This window comes from Dyadobacter sp. OTU695 (assembly GCF_038440355.1).
GTDB lineage: Bacteria > Bacteroidota > Bacteroidia > Cytophagales > Spirosomataceae > Dyadobacter.
This window is the reverse complement of sequence record NZ_JASATN010000012.1, coordinates 16054-34928: the sequence shown is the minus strand read 5'-3', so window position 1 is coordinate 34928 and position 18875 is coordinate 16054. Positions and strand designations below refer to the sequence as shown.

Here is an 18875-nt window from a genome sequence, read left to right as displayed (position 1 = left end):
AGATGATGCAACCTGGCTATGATGAAGGGGATCAAGGTCGTCTCCGATACGAATATAGGCATGATCTTGCCAATTAAGAAATATAACGGGAAGTAACCCGGATTTTATAAGGTGGTATGTCTGCTCGCCGGGACAATATTCTTGTCATCGTCGTAAACCAGCTCGTACAAGTCGGAAAGAGGGATGCGGTGGCTGTGGGCACGGGTATCTTTCAAAATAATTTGCGACGCATCTACGGATATTAATCTGCCGAATACCGTATTTCCATTAGACAGGACGGCATTGAGCGTATGTTTTTGCAAAATGTGCTGCTTGCTTATTATCTCGCCGGGTGTGACCCGTATTAATCTTTTACTCATCGATTTTGATCAACTACATAGATAGCCGCTGGTACAGTTGGGTTTTCGAAGGGTCGAGATTAACCAGCAGAGAATAGGCCTGCGCACGTTGTTCCGGCAATCCTTCGATCAATATTCTGTAAAGTTCATCCGATTTGGCATCGAAAAATGAATTGACGACCACACTCGCAGGGCGTAGCTGATTGACTTCTTTGATGGTATTGAGGAATTCCAGGACTTTCGCACGCGTTTCGACCGGATTCTGGGTGGCGACATCCAATCCCTGGCGGTAATATTTATACATGCCTTCCCGGAATGGCGTAAATTGTTGACTTTGAAGGTTTTCAATGAGCCAGTAGCGGTTTTTCGAATCCCCGTTTGAATCCCAGCCGCGCTTATTAGGAGATGAGTTTCTTGCAAGGTTCACAAGGTTGAACGCCTTCTGCACATACGGAGATCCGCCCATTTTGCTGAACGAATCATAGTCGAAAATCAGCGCAATGTTAGCATAGAATGCCAGCATATAGGGAAGCTCTTCGGTATAGCTGTTTTCGTTAAAATAGAGCTGCGTGCTGGGCAAGTAGGTAAATGTGAAATTTTTGTCCACATAGGTAAAAAGCACGGTTTCGTAAGTAGAGCCATACACAGGCCGGGATACCACCAGTTGCGCGTTGCCTTCGTAGCTGCCTTGTGCCAGCGAGCGGGTGAGGTTCACATTGAGCTTGCATTTGATCTTCTCTTCCTTGGCAAACTGATCATTTGTCCAACGGGTGTTATTCAAAAAATCATTCATGTAAGTCTGCAACTGGTTCATCGACTGCGGATCAGTCTTTTGCTGGGCCACCAGTTGCTCGTAGTTGAGATTGACCGTAAACTGGAATTCCTGCGCGTACACGCGTTGCGCGAGCGCCCCGAAAAGCAACGGGATTGTCAGGATCAGTAGTTTTATGCTTCGCTCCATTTGGCTAGTACGATATTAAGAATGTCCTGCGCGACCCCAGCTTTGGATTTAAGATCGAATTGCTGCACATTTTTCTCCTTGTCAATAACGGTTATTTTGTTGGTATCGTGTGCAAAACCTGCGCCGGGGTCATTCAGGGAATTTAATACAATATAATCGAAGTTTTTCCGGGCGAGTTTGTCCTGCGCGTGGCTTAGTTCGTTCTCTGTCTCGAGCGCGAAACCGATGATCAGCTGTCCAGGCTTTTTCTTACCGCCCAACGTTCCGGCAATATCGGTTGTTTTGGCCAGATCCAATGTCATGCTATCGCCCTGCTTCTTGATCTTCTGTTCTGCGACATGTCGCGGCGTATAATCGGCTACCGCCGCTGCGAAGATGACCAGGTCACTCGCTCCGAAATGGTCCTGCGCGGCATTGAACATCTGGCTGGCGGTTTCGACGGCAATTATATGGATGTTTGGATTTGTAGTTTTCAGATCTGTAGGCCCGCTTACGAGCGTTACTTGCGCGCCTGCGGCGGCAAATGCTTCGGCAATGGCGTAGCCCATTTTGCCCGAAGAGCGGTTACTGATGAACCGCACCGGATCAATCGGTTCCACGGTAGGACCGGCAGTGACAAGCACGCGTTTCGGGACGGCAACAGGACGTTTCGCAAAATGACCGGTGATAACTTTCAGAATATTTTCAGGTTCGGCCAGCCGCCCGTCACCAATTAATCCGCTGGCCAATTCCCCGTGCTCGGGGGAAATGAAAAAGTTGCCATAACTGCTCAGCTTTTGAATGTTATGCTGTGTCGAAGGATGCGTGAACATATCCACATCCATAGCGGGAGCAAAAAACACCGGGCACCTGGCTGAGAGGTAAATAGCTGTAAGCAGGTCGTCGCAATGGCCACTGGCGCATTTGGAAAGGGTCTTTGCTGTTGCCGGGGCTATAACGATCAGATCCGCCCAAAGCCCCAGCTCGACATGGTTATTCCATTCGCCCGTTTCATTTTTAGTAAATGAGGTAAGTACGGGGTTTTTGGAAAGGGTCGACAATGTAAGCGGCGTGATAAATTCTGTCGCCGACCGGGTCATCACCACACGCACTTCTGCTTCCGCTTTCACGAGCAGGCGCACTAGTAACGCCGATTTGTAAGCAGCAATACTGCCAGAGACACCCAGTAGTATCTTTTTACCTTTCAGATTCAATTTTATAACGATTTGACGGTAAAGTTAAAATAAAAAAGCCCGCCATCAATCTGATTCATGGCGGGCTTCGGGAAATCGGTTGTATTACTCTTCGCTGGCGTCGCGATAAGCGTGGTAAGTCTTACCTTCGATGAACTCGTCGATTGCAATGCTTCCAGCCTTAGGCATACGCTCGTAAAATTTCGAAATTTCAATTTGCTCTCTGTTTTCAAACACTTCTTCAAGGTTATCAACACCGGAGGCAAATTCGGCCAGTTTGTTGTTCAGCTCTTCTTTCATTTTGCTGGAAATCTGGCGTGCCCTTTTGGAAATGACTGATACGGATTCATACAGGTTACCTGTTACCGCCGCTATCTTGTCTGTATCACGGGTAATGATCGATGGATTCGTTGCCATAATGGTCTGATATAGTTTAAAATTCTAAAACAATATAAATGGTGCCTGCTACTGGCCATTCGGGCCGCTGACAGCCGGTGTGGTCACCTTGGCCGGTTTCGTAGCCGGATCAGGCTGAGATTCTTTGAGTTTTTGACGTTCCGCTTCTGCCTTGGCGATGACTGCGATCTGCTTCTGGCTGTCGTCGTACATCCTTTCTGCGTCACGGTTATATTTGCCTGTCGGATATTTATCTACAAGCTCCTGGTAGAATTTGACAACATCCTGAAATCTTTCTTTTTGCTTGTCGACGAAGCTATTGCTGGCCAGATTGTATTGAGATTCTACTTTCAGGAAAGCGAGTTCTTCGTTGTATTGCGAATCGGGAAAGTCTTTCCGGAAGTTTTCAATGGATATGACTGCCGATTTAAGCGACATTGGATTAAAGTCACTGATCTTGTGATACAGCCTTGCGCGTTCATAAGCTTTTCTTTCCAGCTTGGACCTCAATTCCAGAATATAACGGGTACATTCTTCGCGGAAAGGGCTGTCCGGATAAGTATTGATGAAATCCTGCATGGCCGAAATCGCCGTGAAGGTACTCGTTTGGTCGAGATTATATGGTGAGGAATCCTTGTACAAAGAAAATGCATGCATGTACAAAGCTTCCTGCGCATAATCACTGCGTGCGTAGGTATCGTAAAATTTCTTGAAGAGAAACTGGCTCGTATTATACTGGCTCTGATGGTATTGAGTATAAGCATAATAAAACTGAGCGAGCTCCGACTCGGTACTTCCTTTCAGCAACGGGATCAACTCCTCAAACAGCAGTCCTGCACGGTAGTAGTCCGCCTTTTTGTAGTAGGCCATGGCAGCATCGTATTTCTGCTGATCCGTACCTGTCTTCTGTAACTTGGAGAACTTACTGCAGGAAGTAACAACAAGGATTGCAATGAATAGCAAGAAATAGCTTGCCGGACTGTTTTTTCGCATATTAACTGCAAAGGTAATAAAAAAAAGCTACACCATCCATAACGAATGCGTAGCTGATATAGTGTTATAGATAAGCCTATTGCTGATGGCGGACAAGCATTTTCTTGGTGGCAACTTTTTTGCCATCTACGGACAGCTGGTAGAAATACAAGCCGGTAGCCATATCTCTTGTGTTTACGCGTAATTTGCGTTCGTTTTTGTTCAGTGTAAACTCCTGGATCTGTGAACCAAGCACATTGTAAAAAGTTAATTTCGCATCGCGCAAGCCTGGGGAGATGGTGAAATCTATTTCAGCATATTCACTCGCAGGGTTGGGGTAGACATTTGAAACGGAAATCTTGTCATTAACGAACAGCAGCTCTTCCGCTTTCAACTGAGCTTCCAAAGCCGGAGATTTTTTTTCACCACCTTTTTCGGTGACCTCGACTGCCAAAGTATTGTTCTCGGCCGTACTTGTAGATGCAAAAAGAAACGAAGTGTAGAATCTGTTCAGCGCTTTTGGATTTTGCAAAGTCAGCGGCTTGTAATTTGGCCCGCTGGAAAAGTTGGAGAATCTGATAGGCTGGGGTGCAGGGGCCTTCTTTTTGCCGACTATATTCAGGCGACTTCCCCCAGACACGCTTTGGGCCTGTAACCCTTGAAAACTCAGGGCTAAGGCTAAAATGAAATATATAAAGTGTATAGTTCTTTTCATAGCTGCAATCGGATACTTTTGACTAATGCGTTATGTGTTTTAGCTGAAAAGTACGCTACAAAAATATAGAGAAATAATTGTATATTCAAAATATATTGTGCGAACGGGTAACTTTATTTTTGTATGGTAAAAAATCGTGCCGACAGCTAACCCCGGACACATTTTTGTATTAAACTTATTTTTCCTGCCAGGTCGTCTTGGCCTTCGTTGGTTTCTCTGATATACGCCAGTTGAATCCATCCAGTTGCCTCTCAGCCGGTTTTATTTTGGACGGCGGTATCAGCTTTCCGTCCGGCTTCCCGATGAAAGCGATACGCTGTACGCGATTGTCTTCGAAAAGCAGGTTCATCCTGCCGCATTCGACCCTGTTCAGACCGATACTTTTCTGCTTATCATCTATCGCGTAGTAGGCACTTTCTCCATTGCCGTCAACCAGCACCTGTTTCAGCTTGTTTCCTGTCTGAAAATAGGCGTTGATCGTTCGTCCCTTCACCTGGTTGAATTGCTTTACAATCGTATCTTCGGTGATTACGAACGACTTGCCTTTCAGTAGCATCCGGTTAATCTCATTGCTGACGAGGAATGCGGTGATCGAATCGGCTTCCATCTGGTAATGCTGATCGCTCCACAGGATCGGTTTGCGGAAAAAACGGATAATGGAATCAGCCGTGTCGTATGTGATCGAGTCACATTTTCCCTGGAAATCGGATTTGTAAATGAACACATTCCGGTCACCGATCAGCTTTCGGGTGCTGTCACGTGAATTCTCGTAGGAATAAAGCGTGTCGGCGCGAATGTAAAGCGTGTCATCGGATACCACATTTCTGACATAGGCATGACCGAAAATTTTGGAATATCCTTTTGTTTTCCAGTAGTATCCTTCGTCGCCATTGAGAACCGTTTTATCCTTTTTAGCCACAATAACCACATTCCCTTTCCCCTTGCCGTCATTGGATTTACCATCGACGATCAGTGAATCGGCGGTCAGTGTATACGTTTCATTGTCGACCGTCGTGCGCGTATGAAATGCTGATTGGGTCGACTCGGTATTGTACTGCCCTTTGGTCCCTACAACAGTCCCGTCTTTATTTACGATCTTGGTCTTTCCATTGAAATAAGACCACTTTGTAAGCGAATTATAGAGCAAAGTATCTGTTGTGAGCGTGTACTTTTTATTGACCAGCTTTACGTTTTTATAATACGTGAACTCTTTGGTGGCTGTATTATAAAACCCTTCCTTGCTGGTTAGTACATTCTCTTCGTCGACGGTCCGACCGGGTTGCTTGTAATATGCGATCCCGTTAGCCATATCGTACTCGATTTTTCGGGTCGTAAGCGTTTTTTTGGTGTCTTTAAGGACTGTTTTTCTTCCACTTACAATAGCCAGGCGGGTGTTTCCGTAATAATAGAGCGTATCGCCCGTCACCGTCATTGTGTCACCCTGGACAATTCTGATATTGCCAAAAGCTTCGATCATGTTGGAATTGATGTGTTGGATGGCCAGGTTGCTGTATAAAAGCGCCCCTTTATGCCTGAAAACACCATTTGTAACACGCCGTGAATCGTCTCCTGGAATGTTGATGATTTCCAGCTCATCCGATTTAAGGATCTCAATAAGATCTCCGCTTTCAGGCGACTGCGTTGGAGGTAATGCTTTCTGCGCGAACAGATAAGGCGAAAAAATCAGTAAGGCAAAGAACGTAACCTGAAATATATTTCTTTTGATATTGATGACGCCGAAAAGTTTAAAAGGGTTGCAGGTTTCTGCACTATTTTTTTTCTTCATGTTGCTTTTCTTTCTCTTACCTTTGGCAGTATCCTGTCCTGTTACCATCCGGGCGAAGAGAGTAAATCCATTCTCATTTATTCAAAAGTACATCAAATACGATTCGCAGGTTCATGTTGGATTCGTTTTTAACTTTTATTAACCAACACACGCCGGATCTGAAACACCAGCCGACCTTGCTTGCTGTAAGCGGCGGTATTGATTCGGTGGTAATGACTCATCTATTTCATAATCTGGGACTTCAGGCTGGTATTGCGCATTGTAATTTTGGATTGAGAGGGGAGGAGTCGGACGGCGATGAGGCTTTCGTACGGGAACTTGCGGCTCAATGTAATTTCCCGTTTTTTGTAACCAGGCCGGACGTTAAAGGCGCGGCGAAATCCGGGTCTGTTTCCACACAGATGGCCGCTCGTGAGCTGCGCTATGCGTGGTTCGAAAAAGTGAGGGCGGAATCAGGTTATGAATGGATAGCTACCGCACATCACGCCAATGATTCACTGGAGACTTTGCTGCTTAACCTGGCCCGGGGGACTGGCCCGGCAGGATTGACCGGAATCGCGCCTGTCAATGGTAAGGTGATTCGGCCGTTGCTATTTTCGAACCGGGCAGAAGTCAGCAAGTATGCGGCCGAAAACGGCATTCGCTGGCGGGAAGACCGGACTAATGAGACGGACGACTATCACCGGAACAAAATTCGTCATTACGTGATACCCGTGCTGGCGGAGTTGAATCCTTCTTTGGAAACGACTTTCAATGCTACATCCGAACGGTTAAGGGCTGGCAATGCATTACTGGAAGCGTATCTGCAAAAATGGAAAGAACAGATCATCAAGCACGAAAACGATACCATTCGCATCCCGATCGGTGAGCTGCTGAGTAGTAGTGAGCCGAACTACCGTCTCTGGACCATTTTGCAGGATTTCGGTTTCCAGTACAGCCAGATCAGTGGTATTTTGTCGGTACTTGACGGGATTCCCGGGAGGCGTTTCTTTTCGCCAACACATGCATTACTCATCGACAGGGAATATCTGATCTTAAAAGCGAAGTCGGGAGCTCCCGACCACGAGGAGCTGATCATCGAAGGGCCGGACGCTACATTTGACTGGCAAGGCGAGAGGTTTATCCTAAGTGCCTGTCCAGCAGGGAAGTCTCTTCATTTCGATAGGTCAACAATCATGGTAGATGCTGACAGACTCAAATTTCCGCTTACATTAAGAAAGTGGCGTCAAGGCGACAGCTTCCAGCCGTTTGGAATGGCCGGTAAACGTAAGAAGGTAAGCGATTTGCTGATCGACAACAAAATCGACCGTTTCCGAAAGGAAAAGACCGCGGTGCTGGTTAATGGAAATGGCGACATTATCTGGGTTGTTGGAATCCGTGCAGACGAGCGTTTTAAACTGAGTGATACCTCACAAAGCGCTATCATGATCTCCCTGAATCCCGGTGAAACAAAAATGGTCTGACGTAACCTGACCATTTTTCACGAAATTCTATCGTTTTTGCATGGTCTTTTCATTTAACGGATTCAGAAATGTTAGTTAATCGGGGCTAAACTTCCCATGTGCAACCAAGGTCGCCATAACCCAGATCATCCGCATAAATCAGAATGATATTCGGCTGTTGATTGGGTTGGCTGACGGGTCGGGCCGAAGCGGTTACTCCGCATGGGAATATGGCGATAAAAAGGAATCTGAGCATAGTGGCTAGAATGTTGTTATGTCTAATGAAAATTCGTCGTTATTCCTGTTCAGCGAATATTTAAGCCTTTCTGTCAATCGTTTCACTTGCGGATGCTCTTTACTATAGCGGGATAGGAGGGCTCAAGAGATTCGGCCCGACCAGGCATTGCAACTAGTGTTCGACTCATAATGAATTACTTACAATAAATCGGAACAAAATCTCCAAAAATTTCTTGCGCTTATGGTGAATAACTGTACCTTTGCACCATGAATCGCGTACGGCGAATCATTTAGAGAGATGGCAGAGTGGTCGATTGCGACGGTCTTGAAAACCGTTGACTGTAACAGGTCCGGGGGTTCGAATCCCTCTCTCTCTGCAGGACATGATGTCAAAACATTCAAAAACCCCGTTTAAACGCTTTAAACGGGGTTTTTGCATTTTTGGGCTACACCAAAAAATGCAAGAATTCCCAATGAAAATGTAGGGTATCGTGGAAGTAACAAAAATGCAAAAAAACTTCCACAGCATATCGACTAACTGGCTGATCAAAAGATGTTTATACACTAAACATCTTTACTTTCAAGTGTAACAATTCGATTTTTGTTCATCTTAAACATTTTGTAACATGTTAGAAACAAGCTTCGGGTTGATTTTCTTTTTGAAAAAGCCCAAACCAGAATTGCCAGATGGAATGCGCTATCTCTACTGCCGGGTTACCGTCAACGGCATTCCCAAGGACATCTCTACAAAACGCATCTGGCATCCATCCAAGTGGAGTGTCAGCGCTGGCCGGGCAACAGGAAACAAGGAGGACACCAAAACTTTGAATGCCTACCTCGATACGCTAACCTCCAAAATTTACGAGGCAAAGCGATCCCTGATTGAGGCGAACAAAGAGGTGACATCGGAAGCGATCAAGAATATTCTTCTCGGCAGAACGGAAGGCGGGAAAACTATCCTGCCCATTTTTCGCGAGCACAACGATCAAATTGCCACTTTAATCGGAGCCGATTTTGCGCCTGGCACACTGGAGCGATATGAGACTTGCATGAAACATACCCGCGACTTCATTAAGTGGAAGTACCAGGCAGACGACTTTGAAATTAGGAAGCTGGACTATGAATTCATATCGCAATACGAATTCTGGCTGAAGGCAGTTAAAAAGATCAGTCATAACACGACGATGAAGTACTTAGCTAACTTCAAGAAGATAGTTCTTCTGTGTGTAAAAAGAGGATGGCTGCAACGTGATCCATTCTATGCCTTCAAATTTTCGAAACGGGAGGTTGACCGGCAAGCATTGACCGAAGCCGAGTTGAAGAAAGTGTGGGAGAAAGATATGGGTGACGGCCGCCTTGCTCTTGTCAAGGACATCTTTTTATTCTGCTGCTACACCGGGCTTGCCTATGCCGATATATATAAGTTGAAGCGAACAGAAATCGCGGAAGGGATTGATGGAGAAAAATGGATCACAACCAAGCGCCAGAAGACAGACACTCCATCCCGGATCCCAATCCTACCGATGGCCCTGGAAATTATGGAGAAGTATGAAGATCATCCTCAATGTGAGAATGAAAACAGGGTGTTGCCTGTGCTTTCCAATCAGAAGATGAATGCCTACTTGAAGGAGATCGCGGATTTGTGTGGGATTAAGAAGAATATCACGTTTCACCTTGCTCGGCATACCTTCGCTACCACAGTGACTTTGACCAATGGAGTGCCCATTGAGAGCGTTTCGAAGATGCTGGGGCACAGGAATATTAAGACTACTCAGCAGTATGCGAAGATTGTGGATCGGAAGATTAGTGACGATATGGCGAGGTTGAAGCAAATATTGTTGAAATAGGCATCACATGCGGCACGCAGGGCATAAAATCCTGTGGGCCGAAACGTCCGTACGGGTTCGATTCCCGTCCCCGGTACTGATGAAGGAGTTACGAGCAATCGCAGCTCCTTTTTTACTTCAATCCTTTTCCTTGCCAAACATTTGCCAAACAATCGATGTTCTGCAAATGATTTCACTTGAATCTACATGACATCGAACAGACAAATTTCAATTTCCATTTCGGCATACGTACCAAGACGACCCACTCTCAATCGGCGTTCATTAACAAAAGATCCTGATGGACGCTTGATGCTGTTCTAGGAATTCTTCGACGCAAGGGCAAATGAACAGTTGTACCGTATCCGGCCTATCAACTACATATTTGTTAATTGGTGAACCTTGTTAAAGTGTTACGGAACAGGTCTGTGATATTTTTATGATTGATTGTGGAGATGGATATACCGGAGTAAACTTCATTAATACTTTTCACGAGCGTCCTCAGTGAGGTCAGAACTAACCGATTAGTCTTGATTGCCTCCGCAACTGCGTCACAATCGTCATGACTGCGAATATATTTGTCAAATACCTCATAACCCTTCGTTGACTTAGGCAATAAATCATCGATGACTTAATCATGTTATGATAACGAGCATACTGACCCGTTGTATCAATTGCCACCACCTGATCTCCAACATTGCCATCGCTGTCAGCATCCGTCTTCATGCCCGTGTCCTTGGATGTACTATCCACACTTTGCGATGCTTCTGGGGTCATTTTCCTCAATCCAATCCATTGTCTAATTTCATCATCTGGCTATGAATGCCAGTAGCAGCCCCACAACTCCGACTTTATCTACGGTACTTGAATCGGTCCAGAAGTTCTTTTTGTCGCGGTTTTCAGGAAGTTGATTACCTGAAACAGGTTTTTCGGCCATTGTCAAACGAGAGATGCGGAGCTTGACAATCATTGCTTAAATTACAACCTTAATCATCTTATATCCAAGCTGAACGAACGCTGATTCACTAACACCAGCCAAAGATAGTGCCTATCAACACGGCGGCACTGGCAACATCATGACGAAGCTTATAATTCTGAGCAATCTACTTTAGCGCTTCCATTTCCAGACGTCTTCGACATCTTAAAATGGGAATTTCTTTATTAAAATTTTCTCGAACAGCCGAAACAATTTCCTTCTCGTGGTCGTCTGAAATATCACATCCCAGTATAACCTCTGCAACAGACTCATCCGAAAATTTCTTAGCCCGATCAGTTTGAGACTCAATTCGAGCAGTCAGAAATCTGTATTCAGACTCATTCTTCCACGCTGTCGTCTTCTTGAAGAACCCAGATGCAATTTCTTGGCCACTATACTCCTTTAGTGGATCGTAATCTAATAATGAATCCGAATAAACAACTTTGCCATAAAGACCCATCATATCCCTACTTAGTTCATTGGTGCTAAATCCAATGCAAAACCCTTTATGTTTATCACCATAGCGCTCCCAAACCTCATCTTCGAGAACTTTGTCTGTGAGGCTTAGGACGCCAAAGATGTCGTAGTCGTCGGCATTAGCCTGCGTTACCCAAAGCCCCTTCTGGAAGTAGCCGACGGGGTCAGCTTGAATTTCACGAAATTTTACATCCAGCATGGTCTTTTTGAACTTTCTCGTTGCATCGGGGTAAATTTGCGAAACGTAATCCCACCAGTGACGGTAAGCGTCATACGAGAGTAGACGATCTATAACAACTTTCGAAGGCTGCCGTAAATCTTCATGGTCATTCAATGTGAACGGATGAGCAAACCAAAGCTCCTTGTCAGTGAAAATTTTCCGATGATATAAGTCTGCCCATGATCGAAATTTGTACACAGTTTGTGGCACTTCGCCAAGAGTATCTGGAACAAATTCTGTGTTTTCTACGGATTTAACATACATAAGCGTGACAGGAATACCAATTAAACTGATTTCGTCTTCTCCTCCATCATTGAAAGTGCTCCGGCCCCAACGAGGTAAATCAGACTTAGAATAAAACAAACACCGCTGATCACGATAATAAAAAGACCTTGCATTACGGGCTCATAAAACTCATGGCTCACAGGCTGCCTTTTTGTTTGAACAATCCACGAATCGACTAGCGCCGTAGGATAAGCCAGCGCATTGAAGGAGAGGCCTATTCCTGAAAACACCAGTGCCAATATCATCATTGCCCAACTTATGATTAACAGCAGTTTAGAATATATGCTTGCCTGGTTGAAATTGATGATCTTCTCAGAGAAAGTGACAGAAAAAATCAGCATCGCTGTTAACAACGAGATCATTTGCTTAACAAGGTCTTTAATCTCGCCGTAACCATACTTGATAAAATAATCTGCATCGTCGAACCCAGGGAGTACCTTCGGATCAGAGGGATTAACTTCGTAATCGATTAGCAACACTCCGAGAAGGTCATTGGAACACCCAACAACCGCGATGATTACTGGTATGGAAACTCCGACGCCAAAATAGGTGTTTTTTGAAATCTTTGCCATTTGCTTTGAGTAAAAATGTGATACAGACTCTACTCGGGTTCAATAACTTCAAATGTGCCATTCTCATAAATTGTGTCCTTTGCAGCTATGTAGCTTACCTTGTAAGTAGCTCGACCCAGTTGCAAAGCGTTGCCAGGAGTAAAATAGATTGATGCCTGCCCCTTTTCATCGGTGGTGGTGCGCGATCGAAACATGTTCGAATTCTCAGGCGTAAACCCCTCAACTGAAAATTCGATGCGCGTTCCTTTGCTGGGCAGCGCCGAATCCGCCTTTGCGTTCGCAATTAGTTGGATTTCATCACGAAAGCCTCTTGCTACACCAAACTTGTTTTTATCAGTTGTCAAAGCCGTTGGATATGACGGACGCAATTGGAAGCCCACCTGAATTTTCGGAACATTGGGAACTGTTACCGTTAAGATGTGATTGCCCTTATTCACCGTCGCTCTAATACGAGCAACGGCATAAAACCCATTAGTTAGGGTATCCTTCCTAATCTGCGAACTTGTGTATTCTGACTTATCGTTTTCGATAAAAACTCCCTCAGTTGTAGAGAATGTCACTGTAGAGCTTTTTTTATCCGGCAACGTCTCAAACGAAACCTTTACCTCTAACAAGTCTTTCCCGTTGGCAGGAACTCCAATTGACGGAGACAACGTCACAGTTGGCAACTTGCTTTCACTTTTCTTCTTCATATATTCTTCCACGTCGTAGCACGATGTGAATGCAACCGCAGAAAAAAGTAAGTATAATTTCGCTTTCATATTACTTAAGTCCAAGCGTGGTGATTATTCCTCCTAGTAAATCTTGCAACTTTATATCAAGTGTAAGAGCTAAATATGACGTGGCTTTGATTGATTTACTATCGCTCAAAAGTAGGTTGGGATGTATTTCGTTAAAGAACATTGCCCCATAAGAAACCCGTAGTGCATCAAAGGGCTGGAAGCCGACACCGAGTACTAAATTGTTGTTTCCTACTAAGTCATCCCTTACATTGTCCTTTGCGAAACTATTGATGGTTACTCCTCCCATGATTGACCATCGTTGCCATGCAAGAGGCTGGTAAGATTTGAAAGGTATGTCCGGATCGATAGGACGAAAATGGTAGTATACAGAAAACAAAAGGCTCACTTCGCGATCATACTTTTTTTTGCCGACCTTAAATTGCCCGGCCATAACGCCAATTTGTGGGATTAAGCGCTGCGTCAAACGTTTATCAAGTGATGATGACACGGTCGAAAAGTGGTATTCCTCGGGTGTGTAAACATCTCCCTGCTTCCAGGTAACCTTTACTGTATACGGACGTTCAGGCAAAAGTGGATTAACTCGTAAGTACACAAAATCAGAAGATGGTTTCGAAGGCTCTATTTGAATAACTTCATCAAGTATCTTTTTCTTTTTTAGGAAATTTATTGTCGATAATTCTAAGCTCATTAAAACCGCTGGTGGCGTCGCTTTCGTAATGCCAGGAATTTCCTCAGTGAATACATCAGTTACTGTCTCTTCCCGGGTTTTTTCGTCAACAGTGCCTTGGTTGAGGGTTTGGACTTTCGATGTCGTCTTTACTGTTCTCGTTTTGTTCCCTAACGGCGTAGCTTTAGCGCCCTTCGAAAGCCGTTTTATCTTGATATAAAAGCTCTTATCGAAAGGTGCAGTTTCTTTTGCAATTTTTAAGACGGAATCAATTTCTATTACTTTCAGCTCTGTATACCCCAAATCTTTTGTCTCCTTAGTCGTACCTTTCGATTCCTTCTTATTTTGGGCACAAACAATCGTGTGGTTTGAAATAAAACCAACTATAGCGAGGAGACCGCAGATTGCCCTGATATAACAATGAGGTGCTACGAGCAAACGTAGTAAAGGAACTTTCATATCGGAGGGATTTATTTTGGAGATCTTGCTAGTCGAATATATCTAATTTCAGTTGTACCTGTTTGAGAAGATAGGTTTACTTCTGAAAAACTTATTTAACGGACAAATGTGCTGCTTGTCACAACGTGCAACTTTCCTCAAACCAACTTTAGCTTTGTTTCACTTGACCCACAATTAAGACCAACCCAAAAACTTAACCGGGTGCTTGCTATTACAAATAGCGTCTCAGAAAATCCCAATTCCAAAGATATCTTTCCGTTTTCGAAACGCGAATTCCTCTGCTTCAAGAGAAAGATATTCACGGGGCGCGCAAGCGTTTAACAAGAAGTAAAGACTCTAGCGACTACCTGCTGTATAGTGTTCCGCACCGGCAATGCTCAGGGACGTCATTAGCCGCTATACGCTCGATGTTTGGCCATTCAAGCCTCAAAACGACGGGGATATATCTGAATTGTCAGAAAATACACTTGATGATTACAACGAAAAAATCGTCCTCTATCTCCACCTCAAAGCAGGGCGCATACCAATACAATTCACGGCTCTTTTAATGACGAGTAATCCAGCTCTTATTAACCGCTTAATAAGAATATAATTATTCTTAGTTTTCATTGTCAACTATTTTGATTTTGTTGTATAAATTATATGCTAGGATAATTTCCTTATCACTGCTACCCTTCAAATAATTAATCTTCAGGATCATATGCCTTCTGGAATAAAGCCAACAGTGTACTTACTTAAATCCGAAGTCGGGTCACCAGCAGATGTTTTCAAGGATTCATCCCGTCTTAGGTCAAAGGAATCTCACGGTGTATCCCTCTTCTACAAGAATAGTCCTACCCACCCACCTAAATGGGCTCCTTTTCTAAGCGACAATTTTGAAGTCGACCAGGGAAACTTCAAAAATGCGTCTGCATATGCGGCAATAGTAATGAAGGTAGACAACAGGTTTTTTGTTATCCCTCTTGGTATGGGCGTACACCTGGTCGACATGACAAAGATTGAATACAATTTTGGATTGAAAATTGCTATCAATTGTATTCCAAAGGATGAGATACGGCAGATGGATCTAACTACTCCGGAAGCCAACTCGCAAAAAACAAAAAAACAAGCCGTTAGAAGTTCTACAACTGAGGAGTTCGGGGTGAACAAACAAAAAGATATTCTGCGAGGGGTGGTTGGCAAACTTCCCGAAAATCATGTATTCGGTGAACGTATAGAGGGGAAAGACAGCGTAAGGACATCCAAGACTATTTCTTCTGTGGAAGATTTGCAAAATCTCTGTAGCCGTTTACTGCTTGAAAGTAATAAAGACAGCTATAAGACCGACTTTCCATGGATAGACAACATGGCGATAATCAATGATCCGACCGTTCTTGAAAACCTGTATTCCGATCTAGTCGCAGCGATTAAAAATAACACGACTGACAATATTTCTTTATCGGCACCAGAATTTGTTGACAATTTGTATGATTACGAGGGATTCGTATTTACTGGCAACGGCAAACGCCGGAGTGGAAAAGACGCTTATCCTTTTCCAACTATTGAAAATGTCATAGGTGAAATAGGAACTGAGGGGATAAATGATCTAGGCCGTGACGCGCTCTTCAAAACACACAAGGTCTGTCTACGCGATGCCGACGGTAACTATCATTTTAACTGGCCGCTTTATAGGTGCCTCAATTGGGAAATAGAAAAAGATGGGTCGAAATTCATTTTATCTGAAGGCCATTGGTATCGTATTGAATCAAATTTTTACAATCAAGTTACTCAGTACTTCAATTCACACTTCCAATCGAATTTGGGACTTCCGCTAGTACCGGCAGATATCAAAAGAGAATCCGACTATAATGCTCACGCATGCGAGACAAATCCAGACAATTTTCTCTTTGATCTTGGTCATCCATCCGCGAGAACAAAATTTTTCGGACAAGATAAAAACGAGTTCTGCGATATTTTCGACTCTTCAGGTAAAAGATTCGTTCATGTTAAGCCTGGCAAAAACTCTCCCGACATAAGCCACCTTCTAAGGCAAGGAGTATTTAGCGGTCGATCTTTAAAACTAACCCCCGAAACAGCTTCGACACTAGTTCAACATCTCAACGACTATGGCTGTGCACCAGGGATAATATCGCTACCTTTTTCACCTAACGAGTATAAAGTTGTGTTTGCCCTCATTTTGGAAAGCAATCAAAGGCTAGATATCCCATTTTTCAGCAAGGCGAGCTTTATGGACGCTTCGCAATTTTCACTTGAAATCATTGGGTATGAAGTTCAATTTGGCTATCTCATCAAAGACATTCCAATTCTAGCTGCCGAGGAAGAAGTGTAATCAGACTAATCGCTATAAAAAACTATGCAGGTTATTTGCCTAGAAGAAGCAGCCATTTATGAGTTATTTGATCAGATAGTCGAAATGCTGAGAGCTACCCAATCGGAACGGTTAGAAAGGAGGCTTCCAGAGGGATCAGGCCATGCAGCTTTTAAATATCAAATTGAAAACCATTCTTCAAAAGCTCCAGGACGAAGGAAAAACTACGCCTTCCCAACAGCAGAAAAAGTAATCCTGTATGACCGCACCTCCATCGAGGCATAACATTTGGTCGACTCGGCGAAAATTCTTACTTTCAGTTACTGACTTGCCTCCCCGAAGCTGGTTCATGCAAGGACTACATAGTGGAAGCGAAAAAAATAATTGAGCAACATGCTTAGACTTTCTTGCATAACACCCTTCGAATGAATTCATTTGATAAATTCCAGGCAATCACAGATAAATTTGCCTCTGTCACTGACCATGCCGCGAGGTTAACAACACGATTCGACGCAATTGCTAGGTTTAACACCGTTTTACCGAAAGACAACTTCTCAAATTTTGCGTTTACCGCAAAATCGCATGCCATTGCCGGATTGGCAAATCTAGGAGACCTAAGAGACATAGCATTGACCAATCCCTTTACGTCAAACATACACGGGTCTGGAATAACAGCGTTATCGAGTGAGAAGAAATATCCTTGGGCCGAGCCAACGAACTATCCTGCACTAGCGGTATCCAGCAAACCAAGCTGGATGTCAATCGATCAACCAAACTGGGCGACATCAGCAGTAACCGCTAATTCATTATCATCCCCGTTTGCGAAAAGCTTTGCGACAGATTTATTCCCAAAGCATTCCGTATTGTCGCAGCTTCTGGGAAAAACTTCGGAGCTTGACACGGGTTTGTCGACTAAGTCTTTATTGCATACGATAAATCCAGCTACTGCGGTCGCTTCATCATCGTTGTTGGGAGATTACAAATCATTTCCGTCAGCAACATTCAACGCTTATGACAAGTATTCACCCGTTGCAGTATTAGATCCCTTGAAGTCTGCTGCTGCTTGGACTAATCCTTCCAAATCAATTGGGGAATCAATTGATCCATTAAAGCGGGCACTCGAATCCAATTATTTAACGGCGTCAATCTCGTCGTCATTTGTTGTAAAGGGCTTTGCTACAACACAGCTATCCTCGCCAATCACCCAGTTGAGAGCCCTACGGGCAACACTTTGGGATGCGAGCTCGCCGGTTTTCAACTTGACAGAGAAATCTTCTTTTTTTTCCGGTCAGCACTTGAAAGACTTGGGAAGAGCAGGTGTTTTAACTATGCTCGCAGCTATTCCAGCGACCACGATTGCCGACATCAACATCATTTCAAACAGTCAAGCAAGGCTTACAGCGGTCGCCAGCGATTTGTTAAAAGGTTACCATTCCAACATCGGGTCTTTTACTTCGAGATTAGATATCGAGACAGAAAATCGCTACTTAAAACTGAGCGCGTTACCACACGTTCTAGGCAAGCAGACATTCGAATTCACAACCGCCGCAATAGCTAACCAAAGATGGGACGCAATCGAGGAATTTAGCAGACTTAATAGCGAAGTAGTTGAAATCACCGAAACAGCTATTGCTGACGATGGCCGTCTTCATGAAATCATCGATCGTGTAAAAGCACTAATCGAACATGCCAAGTCTATAATTGGCCATCATCTTACTTCTCCGACGAGCTGGTTCTGCGTCTTGATGTTGTTACACACCTACTTCATGGATATTCATCAGTATATGGATTTCCTTACTTCGGAAGAGGCCGCCACTAAGGAAGATATCGTGACGATCAAAAACGAAATTGAGCAACTGAAAGCCGTTTTTACGGAACAAGAATATTCAGTTGCTGTACACTCCTGTACAGTTTATTTGAAACCCAAGGATAAGGGTAAAAGATTGGGCAAGATCGCTTCTGGAACCCGCATGGTCGTGTTGGACACTCACAAAAAGTGGGTCTATGTGAGTTTTCAGGACGATGAAGACAATTTCGATCGAACTGGTTGGATCTTAAAAAAATACGTCCGTAAGATCGACGCGAACCGTGGACGAGGTAAAACGATCAAAACTTATTCAACTCAGAACAAATTGATCAAGTAGTGTATAATTGTGATTATTTACAGCGTCTTAAAACTCGACATACGCGTACACCTGACGCTACCGCTTCATCTATCAACGGCGACTTTCAATTCTACCTTCGTCACGATGTACTCACAATTACCGAAAAGTAATTTTTAACAACCGGTAGATAACAATATTAGCGGTAATTTGTACTTTAGAAT

The 18875-nt window shown here is 44.1% G+C and carries 18 protein-coding genes and 1 tRNA gene; 6 read left to right on the top strand and 13 right to left on the bottom strand.

Features of this window, described 5'->3' with window-relative positions:
• Positions 1 to 104: 104 nt before the first annotated feature.
• The 7 genes from AAHB90_RS20805 to AAHB90_RS20775 form a co-directional block, all read right to left on the bottom strand.
• Entirely contained in the window at positions 105 to 359 is a 255-nt protein-coding gene (locus AAHB90_RS20805; protein ID WP_342087132.1) for a hypothetical protein, read from the bottom strand.
• A gap of 13 nt (positions 360 to 372) precedes the next feature.
• A complete protein-coding gene (gene porD, locus AAHB90_RS20800; protein ID WP_342087131.1) occupies positions 373 to 1299 on the bottom strand; it encodes a type IX secretion system protein PorD in 927 nt (308 codons plus the stop codon).
• Positions 1284 to 2492 (bottom strand): bifunctional phosphopantothenoylcysteine decarboxylase/phosphopantothenate--cysteine ligase CoaBC, encoded by a 1209-nt coding sequence (gene coaBC / locus AAHB90_RS20795; protein ID WP_342087130.1) that lies wholly within the window; start codon positions 2490 to 2492, stop codon positions 1284 to 1286. The genes porD and coaBC overlap by 16 nt, the downstream gene beginning before the upstream one ends.
• Positions 2493 to 2576: 84 nt before the next feature.
• Positions 2577 to 2888: a DNA-directed RNA polymerase subunit omega gene (locus AAHB90_RS20790; protein ID WP_342087128.1), complete on the bottom strand. Its 312-nt coding sequence runs from the start codon at positions 2886 to 2888 to the stop codon at positions 2577 to 2579.
• A gap of 48 nt (positions 2889 to 2936) precedes the next feature.
• Positions 2937 to 3860, bottom strand: coding sequence for an outer membrane protein assembly factor BamD (locus AAHB90_RS20785; RefSeq protein ID WP_342087127.1), 924 nt, complete (start codon positions 3858 to 3860; stop codon positions 2937 to 2939).
• A gap of 76 nt (positions 3861 to 3936) precedes the next feature.
• Entirely contained in the window at positions 3937 to 4554 is a 618-nt protein-coding gene (locus AAHB90_RS20780) for a T9SS type A sorting domain-containing protein (protein WP_342087125.1), read from the bottom strand.
• Between the two features lie 175 nt (positions 4555 to 4729).
• On the bottom strand, positions 4730 to 6340 hold the full coding sequence (locus tag AAHB90_RS20775) for an OstA-like protein (RefSeq protein ID WP_342087124.1): 1611 nt from the start codon (positions 6338 to 6340) through the stop codon (positions 4730 to 4732).
• Between the two features lie 113 nt (positions 6341 to 6453).
• Between AAHB90_RS20775 and tilS the strand changes: the two genes are divergently transcribed.
• Complete coding sequence (tilS, locus tag AAHB90_RS20770; protein ID WP_342087123.1) at positions 6454 to 7803, top strand: tRNA lysidine(34) synthetase TilS; 1350 nt, start codon at positions 6454 to 6456, stop codon at positions 7801 to 7803.
• An 85-nt stretch (positions 7804 to 7888) separates the two neighbouring features.
• Here the strand turns inward: tilS and AAHB90_RS20765 are convergent, their stop codons facing one another.
• On the bottom strand, positions 7889 to 8038 hold the full coding sequence (locus AAHB90_RS20765; RefSeq protein ID WP_342087122.1) for a hypothetical protein: 150 nt from the start codon (positions 8036 to 8038) through the stop codon (positions 7889 to 7891).
• A gap of 273 nt (positions 8039 to 8311) precedes the next feature.
• Here AAHB90_RS20765 and AAHB90_RS20760 point away from each other — a divergent pair.
• A tRNA-Ser gene (locus tag AAHB90_RS20760) sits at positions 8312 to 8396 on the top strand.
• 249 nt (positions 8397 to 8645) lie between these two features.
• Positions 8646 to 9866, top strand: a complete 1221-nt coding sequence (locus AAHB90_RS20755; protein WP_342087121.1) for a site-specific integrase — start codon at positions 8646 to 8648, stop codon at positions 9864 to 9866.
• Positions 9867 to 10650: 784 nt separating this feature from the next.
• Here the strand turns inward: AAHB90_RS20755 and AAHB90_RS20750 are convergent.
• The 5 genes from AAHB90_RS20750 to AAHB90_RS20730 form a co-directional block, all read right to left on the bottom strand.
• Positions 10651 to 10812: a hypothetical protein gene (locus AAHB90_RS20750; protein WP_342087120.1), complete on the bottom strand. Its 162-nt coding sequence runs from the start codon at positions 10810 to 10812 to the stop codon at positions 10651 to 10653.
• Positions 10813 to 10945: 133 nt separating this feature from the next.
• Positions 10946 to 11878, bottom strand: a complete 933-nt coding sequence (locus tag AAHB90_RS20745) for a DUF2971 domain-containing protein (RefSeq protein WP_342087119.1) — start codon at positions 11876 to 11878, stop codon at positions 10946 to 10948.
• The gene (locus tag AAHB90_RS20740; RefSeq protein ID WP_342087118.1) at positions 11800 to 12372 is read right to left on the bottom strand and encodes a hypothetical protein; all 573 of its coding nucleotides are present in this window, start codon (positions 12370 to 12372) and stop codon (positions 11800 to 11802) included. Before AAHB90_RS20740 ends, AAHB90_RS20745 begins: the two co-directional genes overlap by 79 nt.
• A gap of 29 nt (positions 12373 to 12401) precedes the next feature.
• Positions 12402 to 13133: a hypothetical protein gene (locus AAHB90_RS20735; RefSeq protein ID WP_342087117.1), complete on the bottom strand. Its 732-nt coding sequence runs from the start codon at positions 13131 to 13133 to the stop codon at positions 12402 to 12404.
• A 1-nt stretch (position 13134) separates the two neighbouring features.
• Positions 13135 to 14241: a hypothetical protein gene (locus AAHB90_RS20730; RefSeq protein ID WP_342087116.1), complete on the bottom strand. Its 1107-nt coding sequence runs from the start codon at positions 14239 to 14241 to the stop codon at positions 13135 to 13137.
• A 700-nt stretch (positions 14242 to 14941) separates the two neighbouring features.
• Here AAHB90_RS20730 and AAHB90_RS20725 point away from each other — a divergent pair.
• The 3 genes from AAHB90_RS20725 to AAHB90_RS20715 all read left to right on the top strand — a co-directional run bounded on the left by AAHB90_RS20725 (position 14942) and on the right by AAHB90_RS20715 (position 18693).
• Complete coding sequence (locus tag AAHB90_RS20725) at positions 14942 to 16570, top strand: DUF6119 family protein (RefSeq protein ID WP_342087115.1); 1629 nt, start codon at positions 14942 to 14944, stop codon at positions 16568 to 16570.
• Positions 16571 to 16594: 24 nt separating this feature from the next.
• Complete coding sequence (locus AAHB90_RS20720) at positions 16595 to 16834, top strand: hypothetical protein (protein WP_342087114.1); 240 nt, start codon at positions 16595 to 16597, stop codon at positions 16832 to 16834.
• A 140-nt stretch (positions 16835 to 16974) separates the two neighbouring features.
• Positions 16975 to 18693 (top strand): SH3 domain-containing protein, encoded by a 1719-nt coding sequence (locus AAHB90_RS20715; protein ID WP_342087113.1) that lies wholly within the window; start codon positions 16975 to 16977, stop codon positions 18691 to 18693.
• Positions 18694 to 18875 lie beyond the last annotated feature (182 nt).

Bases quoted from the DNA above. Each gene is read 5' to 3' on its own strand.
- AAHB90_RS20715 (WP_342087113.1), top strand. From the start codon at position 16,975: ATGAATTCATTTGATAAATTCCAGGCAATCACAGATAAATTTGCCTCT.
- AAHB90_RS20785 (WP_342087127.1), bottom strand. From the start codon at position 3,860: ATGCGAAAAAACAGTCCGGCAAGCTATTTCTTGCTATTCATTGCAATC.
- AAHB90_RS20755 (WP_342087121.1), top strand. From the start codon at position 8,646: ATGTTAGAAACAAGCTTCGGGTTGATTTTCTTTTTGAAAAAGCCCAAA.
- AAHB90_RS20805 (WP_342087132.1), bottom strand. From the start codon at position 359: ATGAGTAAAAGATTAATACGGGTCACACCCGGCGAGATAATAAGCAAG.
- AAHB90_RS20750 (WP_342087120.1), bottom strand. From the start codon at position 10,812: ATGATTGTCAAGCTCCGCATCTCTCGTTTGACAATGGCCGAAAAACCT.
- tilS (WP_342087123.1), top strand. From the start codon at position 6,454: ATGTTGGATTCGTTTTTAACTTTTATTAACCAACACACGCCGGATCTG.
- AAHB90_RS20740 (WP_342087118.1), bottom strand. From the start codon at position 12,372: ATGGCAAAGATTTCAAAAAACACCTATTTTGGCGTCGGAGTTTCCATA.
- AAHB90_RS20765 (WP_342087122.1), bottom strand. From the start codon at position 8,038: ATGCTCAGATTCCTTTTTATCGCCATATTCCCATGCGGAGTAACCGCT.
- AAHB90_RS20720 (WP_342087114.1), top strand. From the start codon at position 16,595: ATGCAGGTTATTTGCCTAGAAGAAGCAGCCATTTATGAGTTATTTGAT.
- AAHB90_RS20735 (WP_342087117.1), bottom strand. From the start codon at position 13,133: ATGAAAGCGAAATTATACTTACTTTTTTCTGCGGTTGCATTCACATCG.
- AAHB90_RS20790 (WP_342087128.1), bottom strand. From the start codon at position 2,888: ATGGCAACGAATCCATCGATCATTACCCGTGATACAGACAAGATAGCG.
- AAHB90_RS20780 (WP_342087125.1), bottom strand. From the start codon at position 4,554: ATGAAAAGAACTATACACTTTATATATTTCATTTTAGCCTTAGCCCTG.
- AAHB90_RS20725 (WP_342087115.1), top strand. From the start codon at position 14,942: ATGCCTTCTGGAATAAAGCCAACAGTGTACTTACTTAAATCCGAAGTC.
- AAHB90_RS20730 (WP_342087116.1), bottom strand. From the start codon at position 14,241: ATGAAAGTTCCTTTACTACGTTTGCTCGTAGCACCTCATTGTTATATC.
- AAHB90_RS20775 (WP_342087124.1), bottom strand. From the start codon at position 6,340: ATGAAGAAAAAAAATAGTGCAGAAACCTGCAACCCTTTTAAACTTTTC.
- porD (WP_342087131.1), bottom strand. From the start codon at position 1,299: ATGGAGCGAAGCATAAAACTACTGATCCTGACAATCCCGTTGCTTTTC.